The organism is Streptomyces sp. NPDC033178 (assembly GCF_055577685.1).
In genome coordinates, this window is sequence record NZ_JBVIPT010000009.1 from 334,560 (window position 1) to 346,765 (window position 12,206).

The 12,206-nt window shown below is 70.5% G+C and carries 11 protein-coding genes; 4 read left to right on the top strand and 7 right to left on the bottom strand.

Going from position 1 to position 12,206, the window contains the following annotated elements; translation table 11 throughout:
• Positions 1 to 211: 211 nt before the first annotated feature.
• Positions 212 to 1,831: an MFS transporter gene (locus tag ACZ5VQ_RS24000; protein WP_469106642.1), complete on the bottom strand. Its 1,620-nt coding sequence runs from the start codon at positions 1,829 to 1,831 to the stop codon at positions 212 to 214.
• A 260-nt stretch (positions 1,832 to 2,091) separates the two neighbouring features.
• On the opposite strand from ACZ5VQ_RS24000, the gene ACZ5VQ_RS24005 reads away from it, so the two are divergent.
• The gene (locus tag ACZ5VQ_RS24005; RefSeq protein WP_469106643.1) at positions 2,092 to 3,261 is read left to right on the top strand and encodes a glycosyltransferase family 39 protein; all 1,170 of its coding nucleotides are present in this window, start codon (positions 2,092 to 2,094) and stop codon (positions 3,259 to 3,261) included.
• A gap of 237 nt (positions 3,262 to 3,498) precedes the next feature.
• Positions 3,499 to 4,524 (top strand): phosphatase PAP2 family protein, encoded by a 1,026-nt coding sequence (locus ACZ5VQ_RS24010; RefSeq protein ID WP_469106644.1) that lies wholly within the window; start codon positions 3,499 to 3,501, stop codon positions 4,522 to 4,524.
• Between the two features lie 152 nt (positions 4,525 to 4,676).
• On the opposite strand, the gene ACZ5VQ_RS24015 is transcribed toward ACZ5VQ_RS24010, so the two are convergent.
• Together ACZ5VQ_RS24015 and ACZ5VQ_RS24020 are read right to left on the bottom strand one after the other, a co-directional pair.
• Positions 4,677 to 4,892, bottom strand: coding sequence for an I78 family peptidase inhibitor (locus ACZ5VQ_RS24015; RefSeq protein WP_269652154.1), 216 nt, complete (start codon positions 4,890 to 4,892; stop codon positions 4,677 to 4,679).
• Between the two features lie 351 nt (positions 4,893 to 5,243).
• Positions 5,244 to 6,236 (bottom strand): helix-turn-helix transcriptional regulator, encoded by a 993-nt coding sequence (locus ACZ5VQ_RS24020; protein ID WP_469106645.1) that lies wholly within the window; start codon positions 6,234 to 6,236, stop codon positions 5,244 to 5,246.
• A 63-nt stretch (positions 6,237 to 6,299) separates the two neighbouring features.
• On the opposite strand from ACZ5VQ_RS24020, the gene ACZ5VQ_RS24025 reads away from it, so the two are divergent.
• Positions 6,300 to 7,511 (top strand): epoxide hydrolase family protein, encoded by a 1,212-nt coding sequence (locus tag ACZ5VQ_RS24025; protein ID WP_469106646.1) that lies wholly within the window; start codon positions 6,300 to 6,302, stop codon positions 7,509 to 7,511.
• On the opposite strand, the gene ACZ5VQ_RS24030 is transcribed toward ACZ5VQ_RS24025, so the two are convergent.
• The 4 genes from ACZ5VQ_RS24030 to ACZ5VQ_RS24045 all read right to left on the bottom strand — a co-directional run bounded on the left by ACZ5VQ_RS24030 (position 7,500) and on the right by ACZ5VQ_RS24045 (position 11,575).
• Positions 7,500 to 8,348, bottom strand: coding sequence for a hypothetical protein (locus ACZ5VQ_RS24030; RefSeq protein ID WP_469106647.1), 849 nt, complete (start codon positions 8,346 to 8,348; stop codon positions 7,500 to 7,502). The genes ACZ5VQ_RS24025 and ACZ5VQ_RS24030 overlap by 12 nt on opposite strands.
• Positions 8,345 to 9,613: a glycosyltransferase family 4 protein gene (locus ACZ5VQ_RS24035; RefSeq protein WP_469106648.1), complete on the bottom strand. Its 1,269-nt coding sequence runs from the start codon at positions 9,611 to 9,613 to the stop codon at positions 8,345 to 8,347. The genes ACZ5VQ_RS24030 and ACZ5VQ_RS24035 overlap by 4 nt, the downstream gene beginning before the upstream one ends.
• Positions 9,614 to 9,756: 143 nt before the next feature.
• Entirely contained in the window at positions 9,757 to 11,061 is a 1,305-nt protein-coding gene (locus tag ACZ5VQ_RS24040) for an ABC transporter substrate-binding protein (RefSeq protein ID WP_469106649.1), read from the bottom strand.
• Complete coding sequence (locus tag ACZ5VQ_RS24045; protein ID WP_362080560.1) at positions 11,036 to 11,575, bottom strand: MTB12 C-terminal domain-containing protein; 540 nt, start codon at positions 11,573 to 11,575, stop codon at positions 11,036 to 11,038. Before ACZ5VQ_RS24045 ends, ACZ5VQ_RS24040 begins: the two co-directional genes overlap by 26 nt.
• Positions 11,576 to 11,695: 120 nt before the next feature.
• Here ACZ5VQ_RS24045 and ACZ5VQ_RS24050 point away from each other — a divergent pair, with 120 nt between their 5' ends.
• A complete protein-coding gene (locus tag ACZ5VQ_RS24050; RefSeq protein WP_469106650.1) occupies positions 11,696 to 12,193 on the top strand; it encodes a hypothetical protein in 498 nt (165 codons plus the stop codon).
• The last annotated feature ends 13 nt before the right edge of the window (positions 12,194 to 12,206 follow it).

The window sequence follows — 12,206 nt, forward strand, 5'->3', positions numbered from 1 at the left end:
CCACGGGCGAGGCCCGACGTTACGACGCAGTGTCGCGCACGTCCAGGGCAACTTCACGCGGCGCGGGGCGGGGAAGCCTGGAGGGCCTCACCCCGTACGGACCCGCGGCCGCCGACGGCGAGACGTCCCGCGGAAAACCCGCACGGGACTGGCGACCTCAACGGGCGGTGCGGGCGGGAAAGGCATGAAAGCGCAACCACACCAAAAACAGTCAGCCAACAGACTCCACCCGCAACGAAGCCCCCGCCCCGGCCTCCGCCTCCCGAGGACCGGGCACCTCCACACCGGCCGCCCCACACTCCATCCCCCGAGGCAACCGCAGCGCCATCACCGCCCCCAGCAACAACAACCCCGCACTCACCAGCAACGTCACATGCAGCCCATGCACGAACGCATGCCGCGCAGCATGCCGCAACGCCTCCCCGGGCCCCCCGCCCAACTGCCCCGCGACCTCGTACGCCTCCCCCAGGGAATGCCGAGCCGCAGCCGACTCCCCGGCAGAGACCCCCGGAACGGACGCAAGTCCGGGCGAGTACGCCGCATTCATCACGCTCCCCAGAAGCGCGATCCCGATCCCGGCCCCGAGCTGATACGAGGTCTCCCCGATCGCCGCGGCCCCACCGGCCTGCTCCTGCGGAGCCTCGCTCAGCATCGACTCGTACGCCCCGAAGAGTGTCACCTCAAGCCCGAACCCGAGCAGCACGAACCCGGTCAGCAACAGCGGAGCGTTGTCGTGGCTCCCCATCCCCGTCAGCGTGATCACCGCCGCGGCGGTGAGACAGAACCCGGAACAGACCATGGTCCGCGGCCCGAACCGCTGCAGCAGCTTCGCCCCGACAAGCCCCGCGGCCATCGCGGCGATGGTCAGCGGCAGCAGCCGCAGCCCGGTCTCCAGCGGGGAGAGCTCCAGCACGAGCTGGAGATACTGCGCGGCGATCAGCTCAAGACCGACGAGCGCGAGCATCGCGAGCACGATGCACCCCACGGACGTACTGAACGCCGGCCGGGCGAACATCTTCAGGTCGACCAGCGGATGCCGGCGTCGCCGCTGCCGCCGTACGAAGGCGACGAGCAGACCGGCGCCCACGAGAAGCGGCACCGCCGTGAAGACGCTCAGCGGGGCTTCTCCGCCGCCGAGCCGCTTCACGCCGAGAACGACGCCGAAGAGCCCGGCCGCGGCCATCAGCGCGCCGACGACGTCCCACGGCCCGTCGCCGTCACCGGTCGACTCGGGCAGCAGCAGCCGCCCGACGGGCAGGCTGACGAGCATCAGCGGGATGTTGATGAGGAAGACCGAGCCCCACCAGAAGTGTTCGAGCAGGAACCCGCCGAGCAGCGGTCCGACGGCCGCGCCGACCGCGGCGACGGCGCTCCAGACGCCGATCGCGAGCGCCCGCTCGCGCCGGTCGGGAAAGACCTGCCGCAGAATCGACAGCGTCGCGGGCATGATCATCGCGCCGCCGACGCCGAGCAGGGCGCGCGCCGCGATCAGCACCTGCGCACTGTCGGCGAGGGCCGCTATGGCGGATGCGACGCCGAAGAGCGCGTACCCGAGGAGAAGAACGCGTCTGCGGCCTACGCGGTCGCCCAGCGTGCCGAAGAGAATCAGCAGCGAGGCGCAGACGAGCGGGTAGATGTCGACGATCCAGAGCAGCTCTATCGCGCCGGGTGTGAGGTCCTCGGTGACGGCGGGCACGGCTACGTGCAGCACGGTGGCGTCGACGGCGACGAGCAGCAGGCTGACGCAGAGGACGATGAGGACGACCCAGCGGTTTGCACCGGCCCCGGTCTCCCGACGGCAACGCGCAGCGGCCGTGGTCGTCCCGGACATGTACGTACCTCCCAGATGTTCCCTCGCGTTCGGCGGATCCGCTGGGTGGGGACTCCCTGCGGCTGCGGCCCAGGAGGAGCGGTGTCCCGGACCCACGCAACAAAGGCGAGTGAGTGGTCAGGGTACGCGAGTTCCCGTCGAGGACAGGTGGCGGACCTCTCACGTTCCTTTCAGACACGTGTGGCATGCGCCACGCTCCCCCGTCGGCAAGCACGCCCCGCCGGGGTCCCCGGTTCCGGGCGGCGTCGATAATCGAGCCCGTGACCGATCTTGAGACGCCCGTCGCGCCGCCCCGTGCGGGACCCGCCTGGCGCCGTGCCGCACCCGCTCTCCTCGGATACGCGGCGGTGCGTGCGCTGGGCCTGGTGACGCTGGCCGTGTGGAGCGCGGCCCGGGACAAGAGCCCGCACCAGCTGCTCTCCGCCCGCTGGGACTCCCTCTGGTACACGCGGGTCGCCGAGCTCGGCTACGGCTATGAGGTGCGGCTGCCCAACGGGGACGTGCACTCGAACCTGGCGTTCTTCCCGCTGCTGCCCTGGCTGGAGCGTGCCTTCGCGGCGGTCACTCCTCTCTCGTACGCGGACGCGGGTCTGCTGGTCAGCGCGCTGGCCTCGCTCGCCGCGGCCTGGGGGATCTTCGCGGTCGCGGACCATGTGTACGGGAGCCGGGCCGGGGTCTGCGCGGTGCTGCTGTGGGCGGTCCTGCCCGTCGGCATCGTGCAGTCGATGGCGTACAGCGAGTCGCTGTTCACGGCGCTCGCCGCCTGGTCGCTGTACGCGGTCCTGACCGGCCGCTGGCTGACCGCGGGCCTGCTCGCGTCGCTGGCCGGCCTGACCCGCCCGGTGGGCGCGGCGGTGGTCGCGGCCGTCTGGGTGGCGGCCATTGCCTCGTTCGTACGGGAGCGGAGCGTTCCGGCACCGACCAGCGCACGGAGATGGCAGCGCGCCCTGGCGATGCTCCTCGCGCCCCTCGGTGCCGCCGGCTACGTCCTGTGGGTCGGCCGTCACACGGGCAAGGGTCCGCTGGGCTATCTCGACGTCCAGGCGGGCTGGCGCAACGGCTTCGACGGCGGCTACGCCTTCGCCCGCTTCGTCGCCGACAAGTTCACGTCGTTCCCGTCGGCCCTCGCCGGACTCGCGCTGATCATCGGCGTGGGCCTGCTGGTCTGGCTGTACGTGATCTGCGTACGGCAGCGGCAGCCGCTGCCGCTTCTGGTGTACGCGGGGGTCGTCACCGTGCTCGCTCTGTGCGCGTCGAGCTACTTCGGCTCGAAACCACGCCTTCTGCTGCCCGCCTTCCCCCTGCTGCTGCCTCCCGCCCTGGCCCTCGCCCGACTGCGAACCTCCAGGTCGGCGTGGGTGCTGGGCGGTGTGGCGGTGGCTTCGGCGGTGTACGGCGCCTTCTGGCTGAACGGCTCCGGCCCGCCATGATCACCCAGGGTTGCGGGTGAGCAGCCGGAGAAGTGCGTGCGAGCATTCGGTGAACGAATTCAAAAGCGTCCCAAAACTTCACATTGGAATGATCAATCGAATGGAAGGAAGAGCGCACGAGGGATTCCATAATCCAAGGAAATAAACGCCCTCCTGAGAGCAATCCCACATCACATCGTCATCACAAAGAGGGTGCTTCGGCCTGGAACACAGCTCACTCGCTGTAACGTCGATTGAGTGCGTACCGAACGAAAGCTGACTCGTCTGGACCGGGTCTTCGCCCGGCTGGACCGTGAGCCGGAACGACCGGCCCACATCGACGTGCCCAGGATGAGCCGGCACCGAGTGGTCCTCTTCGCGTCCACGCTCGCCTTCTACGTCGCCATCGTGTGGGCCATCGTGATCACGTCGTGGCTGGTCCGGTTCGACTGGCAGGTCATGTTCTTCCGGCCGTACCAGCAGTGGCCGGAGATCCACGCGTTCCTCGACTACTACGTGGTGCTGGGCCAGCGCGGCCCCACCGCCGTGATGATCGCGGCCTGGCTGGGCTGGCGTTCCTGGCGGCAGCACACCCTGCGCCCGCTGCTCGTCCTGGGCGCCTCGCTGCTGCTGCTGAACATCACGGTGGGCGCCGCGAAGCTGAGCATGGGCCGTCTCGGTCCGCACTACGCGACCAACGTCGGCTCGAACGAGATGTGGCTGGGCGGCGACATATTTCCTTCGGGCCACACCGCCAACGCCGTCGTGACCTGGGGCATCCTCGCCTATCTGGCCTCGACGCCATGGGCCCGCCGCTGGCTGTCGGCCGTCTCCGCCGTGGTCTCCCTCGGCGTCGGCCTGACCACGGTCTACCTCGGTACGCACTGGTTGAGTGACGTGGTACTCGGCTGGGCCGCGGGCCTGCTGATCCTGCTCGCGCTGCCCTGGTGCGAGCCGCTGATCGCGCGCGCCGAGACCGGCATCTTCGACCTGCGTGACACCTGGCGCGCCCGCCGGCGCGGTACCGCGCCGGTTCCGGCCGCCCCGGTGGGCGCGCCCGCGGCGCTCTCCCCGCTCGGCAGCCCGGCCGACGAGGAGGAGCCCGTGGTGCGCGAGCCGGTGGCCGCCTCCCGGCCGCCCCGGCCGCAGGGCTACCTGGCGCCGGGCCCGCATCTGGCCCGCTCGGAGCGCACCCCGGTGACGCCCATCGGAAGCCGCAGACCTCCACAGTCGGACCGAGTGACACGTGGCACCACCTCGGCCCGCCCCCTGACAGGCGGCTGAGCAAGGACTGCGGGGCCCGGTACGCACACACCACGCCCCGCGCACGGCGAAGGCCCCGGCTCAAGGAGCCGGGGCCTTCGCCATACTTGCCATGCTTCACGAAGCGCGCTCTCACGACGTGCACGTCTCACGGTGTGCGGACAAGTGGCGGGTCAGCCCTTCCAGCAGCGCGTCACCCGGCCGTCGGCGACCTCGAAGTTCAGCCGCCCCGAGAGGTACTCCATCGTGATGATCGCGCCCGGTGGCAGCGACCGCACCGTGGACCAGCCACGTTCACGGGCCAGCCGCTCTGCGCCGCTCGCCTCCAGTCCGACGTACGCGTCCGGAGTGTCCGAGGGCTCTGCGGGAGGAGTGGGAATCGGTGCCATGCCGCCACGTTAGGCGGCGGAATGCGGCTGCGGAAGCCCGGACCCGCCACCATCAGTCACCGGTCCCTCTCCGGTCACGCTTCTGTCACAGGACAACGACACCCGTTTCGGCCTCGGGGACATCAGCCGATGCGCAGCGGATCGTCACACTTACGAGCGGTTCCGGACATGTTCCGCCCGCCTTCGAACGTAATTCGGGAGTACCCGGGACTACCGCGGCCGCGGCCCGAATATCCGGCCGGAAAACGCGATGCCGACCCCGCGTCCGCGCCTTTCCTTTCCGATTCCGGGGTGTGTTCCGGAAGCTGACACACCATAGGAAATGCATGGCTCAAGCACAGCACCCACGCTTCAGGAGGCCGTACGCGCCTCCTGAGACGCAGCCCGCTCCAGCGTCCGGGTCAGCCGGTCCCGTGCCGTCCTGATCGCCTCGACGAGCTCGACGGGTTCCAGCACCTCGAAGTCGAGGCCCGTCAGCATCACGTGGATCACCATCACGTCGAGGCTCGCGGCCCCGGTGCGCAGGATGCAGCTGCCGTCGCTCTCCGCCTCCAGCGTCCCGGCCGAGGGCGAGATCCGCTGAGCCGCCTCCTCCTTCGGCACGAGCAGCCGGACGACGGCGTGCGTGGCGTACGCACGGACGGACACGCCCTTGGACACATAGGCGGCCAGGTCGTCGGCGGGCGGCTGCCGGGGCGTGAAGCGCGGTCCGTGGGGCGGTTTGGGCGTGACGCGGTCGGCCCGGAACGTACGCCAGTCGTCACGGTCGACGTCCCAGGCGACCAGATACCAGCGGTGCTCGGTGCACACCAGTCGGTGCGGTTCGACCGTGCGGCGGGTCGAGGAACCGCCGTGGTCGCGGTACTCGAAGCGCAGCCGCTCCGAGTCGCGGCAGGCGGCGGCCAGGTCGGTCAGGACGGCCGGGTCGACGGCGGAGGGCTGGGGGCCGCGCAGCATCGGCACGGTGAAGGCGTTGAGGGCGCCGACCCGGCGGCGCAGCCGGTGCGGCAGCACCTGTTCGAGCTTGGTGAGGGCGCGCACGGAGGTCTCGCCGATGCCTTCGATGCCCTGTCCGGCGGCGGTGCGCAGGCCGACGGCCACGGCGACCGCCTCGTCGTCGTCGAGGAGCAGCGGTGGCAGCTCGGCGCCCACGCCGAGCTGGTAGCCGCCGCCCGTGCCGGGGCTGGCGTTCACCGGATAGCCGAGTTCGCGCAGCCGGTCCACGTCGCGGCGGACCGTGCGCGGGGTGACGCCGAGGCGGTCGGCCAGGGCCGCGCCCGACCATTCGCGGTGCGCCTGCAGCAGCGAGAGCAGACGCAGGAGTCGTGCCGAGGTCTCCAACATGAATCCGAGTCTGCCAGGCATTGCGGACAGTAGCTGTCCGCAAGGGTGCGTACCTTTCGAGACATGGCAGACAACAGCGCAAGCGAAGAGATCCGCCCCTTCCGGATCGACATCCCTCAGGCGCAGCTCGACGACCTGCACACCCGCCTGGACCTGACCCGCTGGCCCGACGAGCTCCCGGGCGTGGGCTGGGAGTACGGAGCCTCGCTGCCGTATCTCCGTGAGCTGGCCGACCACTGGCGCGGCGCGTACGACTGGCGCAAGCACGAGGCGGCCCTGAACGAGATCCCGCAGTTCGTGACGGAGATCGACGGCGCGAAGGTGCACTTCCTGCACGTCCGCTCGCCCGAGCCGGACGCGGTGCCGCTGATCCTCACGCACGGCTGGCCGGGCTCGATCGTGGAGTTCCTCGGCCTGATCGGCCCGCTGAGCGACCCGCGCGCCCTCCCCCACTCTCGAACAGGCTCGAGCGGGGGGACCCCCATCGGCGACCCGGCCGACGCCTTCCACCTGGTGATCCCGGCCATCCCCGGCTTCGGCTTCTCGGGGCCGACGAAGGACCGCGGCTGGAACGTCGGCCGTACGGCCCGGGCGTGGGCCGAGCTGATGCGCCGGCTCGGCTACGAGCGGTACGGCGCGCAGGGCGGCGACCTGGGCGCGCTGATCTCGCCCGCGCTCGGCCGGGTCGCGCCCGAGTCGGTGATCGGGGTCCATGTGAACGCGGCGTCCGTCGGCTTCATCCCGCTCGGTCCCGTGGCCGAGGACGTCCAGGCCGAACTGACGGACCGGGAGCGGCAGAGCCTCGCGGCCATCGGCCGGTTCACCACCGACGGCTTCGGCTACAACGTCCTCCAGTCGACCCGCCCGCAGACTCTCGCGTACGGCCTGACCGACTCCCCCGTCGGCCAACTCGCCTGGATCATGGAGAAGTTCAAGGAGTGGACGCACTCCTCGGCCGAGCTGCCGGAGGACGCGGTCGACCGGGACACGCTGCTCACCAACGTGATGCTGTACTGGCTGACCGGGACGGCCGGTTCGGCGGCTCGGATGTACTACGAGAACGGCCACAGCGGTGACTGGTTCCCCGTCACGCGCTCCGAAGTGCCCACCGCCGTCGCGAACTTCGGCGAGGACGTGGCGATCCGGCGCTGGACCGAGGAGACCAACACCGTTGTCCGCTGGACGGAGTTCGACCGCGGCGGGCACTTCGCGGCCCTGGAGGTACCGGAGCTGCTGACCGGCGACATCAGGGAGTTCTTCGGCTCACTTCGATGAGCTCACCGCAGTGACGGTCACCGACAGATCGTTGTCGCTCGTGTAGTACGGCCCGGCCTCCACCGGGCCGGATGCCGTCTCCACCGTGACCGTCGGGTAACTGAAGATCGGCTTCTTGTCGGCGATGTCGTCGAGCAGCCGGGCGATCCGTACCCTCGGCCCGGTCTCCCCCGCCGGTCGCAGCCACAGATCCCAGACGCCGTCCGTCAGCCCGGAGTAGGCCACTGTGAGGCCGAACCGGGCCTGGTCCCGGGAGACTTCGGCCCGCACCACGGTCTCCGGCTCGTCACGGCCGCGCAGTTCGGCGTAGGCGTCGGGGGTCAGCTCGACGCCGTACACCTGACCCCGTACACCCAACTCCCCCTTTCCGATGCGCAGTTCGCCCGCCTCCGCGTGCGGGGCGCGCAGCCAGCTGCGGATGGAGAGGTTGCCGTGCTTGGTGCCGTACGGGATGCGGACGGCGACATGGCCGCGGGCGCCGCTCGGCACCCGGTCGACGAGCGAACGCAGGTCGTTGATGCCGGGCGCCAGACGCTGCGGCTCGCCGTCGGCGATCTGGGCGTAGGCGTCCCAGCGGCCCTCGGGCAGCTCGACGCTGCTGGGCAGCGCGGCACGCAGCCGGCCGTCGGCGGCCGGGGTGAGCGGCAGCCGGACCTCCTGGAGGCCGTCCCGGTGCCGGAGCACGAGATGCGTGTCGCCGGCCGCGGCGCCCGAACCGGGGTCGGTGATGTCGAAGGTGAGCCCGCCCGCGGAGTCGGCGATGCAGTCGGCGCCCGTAGGCATGCTCACGTCCTTGTCGGAGTGCCGGTGCGAGGCCTGCGGAGCCACCGTCATCATGCGGAGCTGTCCTTCCCGAGTACGGTGCGTCCGGCATCCCGAACGGCATACGCACCGCCGAGAAGAGCGCCCCGAGTGCGATGCAGTGAGCCGCGCATCCGGCCGATCTTCGAGTCGCCGCCCCGCGGGACGAGACCGGAGAAGATCGACTCGTAGCGTTCGGCGATCCGGGCGGGGTCGAAGCGCGCGGAGTCCTTGAGCGCGGCGTGCGCCATCTGCTGCCGCAGCTCGTCGTTGTTGATCAGTTCGAGCAGTCCGTCGGCGATGGCCCCGACGTTGCCGACGGGAACGAGGCGTCCGTCCACGCCGTTGTCGATGATCTCCCCCGGGCCGTGCGGACAGTCCGTGGAGACGACGGGCAGGCCGCAGCGCATGGCCTCGACGATCGTCATGCCGAAGGACTCCAGGCTGGAGGTGACGGCGGCGATGGATCCCTTGGCCCACTCCGGCTCGATGGGATGCGCCGGGCCCATCAGTAACACGTGGTTGTAGAGGCCGAGTTCGTCGATGAGCCTGCGCAGCTTGTCCTTCTGCTTGCCGCCGCCGTAGATCCGCAGACGCCAGTCGGGCCGCTGCTCGCGCACCCGGTCGAAGGCCTTGATCAGCAGGTCGTACCGCTTGACCGGGGCGAGCCGGCCGGCCGCCACGACCCACTTGCCGGAGCCGTCCGCGGGCTCGATGCCGGGCGCGGGCACCGGGTTGGGCACGGCCTCGATGTGTACGCCGGGCAGCCGCATCTTCTTGCGGTACGCCCCCGCGTCCGCCTCCGTGGTCGTGGTGAGCGCGTCGAGCCGCGGGTAGGCGCCGCGCAGTTCCGTGCGCAGGGACTCCGAGTGGGTGTCGAGCGTGAGGTGTTCCTGGCCGACACGGAGCGGGCCGCGTCTGGTCTCGCGGGCCAGATGCACGTTGAGCCCCGGCCGGGTGCCGATCACCACGTCGGAGTCGACCTTCGAGAGGTGGTCCGCGATACGGCGGTCGGTCAGAGCGCTGTACTGGTCGTAGCGGACCTCCCCTCGTGGGAAGACGCGGGCCGGAGTCCGGTAGGCGGGGTCGTCGCCCTCGTATCCTGGGCTGTTCGTGCGGATGTCTACGAGGTGGCGCATGCGCACCCGTGGATCCAGTGCGAAGACCGGCTCGTCGCGGTGGCGCAGCACGGAGACGATCTCGACGTCGTGCTGCTCGGCAAGGGTGTTCGCAAGGTTGTACGTCGTCCGGATCGTCCCACCGATTCCGTAGGCGTTGTGTATCAGGAAAGAGATCTGCATGCGTCCCCGTATCTCCGGCTCATCCAGCTACCTGTGGGTTAGACCTGGGAGTTGGGGTGATGGTTGGGCTTGCTTACCATCCTGTTCCCGAACAGTTGCGCCATCGGTAACCGGATGGAGGAACCTTTTGGCGCCGGGAAGCATCAGGGCTCATAGGACAGCTGCGGCACGTCGAAGCATTCGTCGTTCATGTCGCCCTGACTCACCCATCCGTCGGCGTCCTCCCAGCGGGCCACCGAGAGGCAGGTCCTGCGGGTCTCCGGGGGTTCGGGCAGGCGCTCGTACCGGACGGGCAGCAGCAGACCGTCGGCCGTGTACGGCTTCCCCGTGTCCATGAAACGGTCGACGCACGCGCGCGTGACGCCCGTTTGCGCGCAGGACCGCGCCGCGTCCGTGAACCACATCGCGGCGGCCCAGCCCTCCAACTGCCACTGGGAGTGGCTCTTCAGGTTCTTCGTGCCGTCCCGGAACTCCCGTACGGCCTCGTGGTCCGTGGCCGTGTCGTCGTAGTTGCGGCTCGAACCCGTCGCCCACAGGGCGTTGCGGCAGCGCGGCGCGTCCTTGTAGTCCTCGCGGATGGCGGACGTCCAGTTCTGCACGTTGGTGACCTTGGCGAGGACGTCGGCGCCGACGTCGTCCATCGCCTTGCACAGCTGCGCGTTGCCGTAGGTGTCGATGGCGTCGAAGACCACGTCGGCACCCTGTTCCTTGAGGTCGGCGGCAGCGGCACGGAAGTTGGGCAGCGCGAAGTCGACCTGTTCGGTGACCACCTTGTAGCCCTCGGCCTTCAGGCCCCGGGTGACGAGCCGGGCGTACGCGGCCGACGCGGACTGGTTGTACGAGACGACGGCCGCCGTCCGGGCGCCCTGCTCGCGTTTGAAGTAGCGGTAGATCTCGGTGCCGCCGTACAGCTTCCCGTCCCAGCCGGGCCTTCCGTTCCGTGGGGCGAGGCTGCCGTAGATCCCGTAGAGATGCGGATAGGTGTCGTAGGCCGCGCCGATGGGCTGCCCGCCGATGTCGGGCACGCGCGCGCGTGACACCCGGGAGGCGCCCGCGTAGTCGAGCGCGCTGGTGGCGACGAGGGCCACCACCTTGTCCTCGTCGACGAGTCTGTGCACGCATTCGTTGTTGCCGACACCGCTGCCGCCGTCGTCGCACATACGGACGTCGACCCGGCGGCCGTCGATGCCGCCGCGCGCGTTCAGCCGGTCGAAGTAGGCCTTCGCGCCGTCGCGCGGCCCGGTGAAGGTGTTGCCGCCGACCGGGCTGGTGGCGCTCGTGATGATGCCTACGCGCAGAGGTTCCGCCGTGTCCTGCGTGGGCGTACGGCCCGGCCGGTCGGACCGGCCGGCGAAGGCGCTCTCCGGAAGACGGCTGCCGCAGGCCGTGCCCACCAGGAGCAGCAGACCCGCGACAGCGCACTCAGCAACCCGGACCCGGCGACGCATTGCCGCTCAGCCCGACCAGACCGCACAGCGTCTTGACGGACACCTTCCACGTGTCGTCCTGCTCGACGGCGGTCCCCGCGGCGTTCGGCATGACCGTGGCGCCCTTCAGGGTGAGCGTGTACGTCACGTTCGCCGCGGTCGGCGCGGTGAACTCGACCCGGTCGACGGTCGCCTCCACCTGCCCGCCGCGCTCGTCGCCGCTGAAGCTCTCCAGGACCTGCGCCATGTTGTCGCCGTTCTCCAGGACGGCCTGTTTGTCCTTCAGGGGGACGTCGGGGTCGAAGAACTTCTTCCAGTTCTCCTTGATCTCCTTCTCGGCCGCCGCCGGATCGTCCGGAGCGCTCGCGCTCGGACTCGGCTCGGTCGCGCTGGGCAGCTTCACGGAGGGCGAGGGCGGAGTCGTGTCGTCGCCGCCGCTGTCGTCGCCGCAGGCCGTCAGAGCCGAGGCGAGGACGAGTACCGCCACCGCCAGCCCCCGGCCGGTCCCCCGCCTGAGGTCACTCCCGAGAACCATCTGGCTCACCACCGGGTGTCGGTCCGGGCCATGGGCGCCCGGTGCTTTCAGGGTCAGCTTCCACAGGGCATAGTGCAAGCCATCGGCTGACATGGACAGACACATGACATGGGAGCCCCCATGCGAACAGCTCGACTGCGGACCGTGCACCCCGTCCTCTGGACCGGGTGGGCCGCGCTCGCCGCGGGAGCGGTGCTGTGCGTCCTCGGCTGGTACGGAATCTCCGGCGAGCGGTTCGCCGAGCGCCAGCTGCCCTACCTCGCGTCCTGCACGGTGCCGGGAGCCGCGCTGATCATCGCGGGCGCGGTGCTCCTCACCCACGGCAGGAACGCCCTCGCGGCGGCCCGCGTCGAGGAGCTGTACGGGCTCCTGGTGGCCGCCGATCCCGCCGACGCCGACGAGTCCGGCCAGGCGGCTTCCGCGCCCGTGGCCGTCAGCGGAGACCTGCTGATGGTGCCCGGCGGCACGCTGTGGCACCGCGCGGACTGCCCGCTGGTCTCCGGGAAGGCTGAGGCCCTGCCGGTCGACTCGCGGGTCCTGGCGCGCGGGGAACTGGCCCCCTGCCCGATCTGCGAGCCCGCCGCCTCGGACGCCCGGTCGTCCGGGGCGGACGGCTGATGGCTGGGCTGAT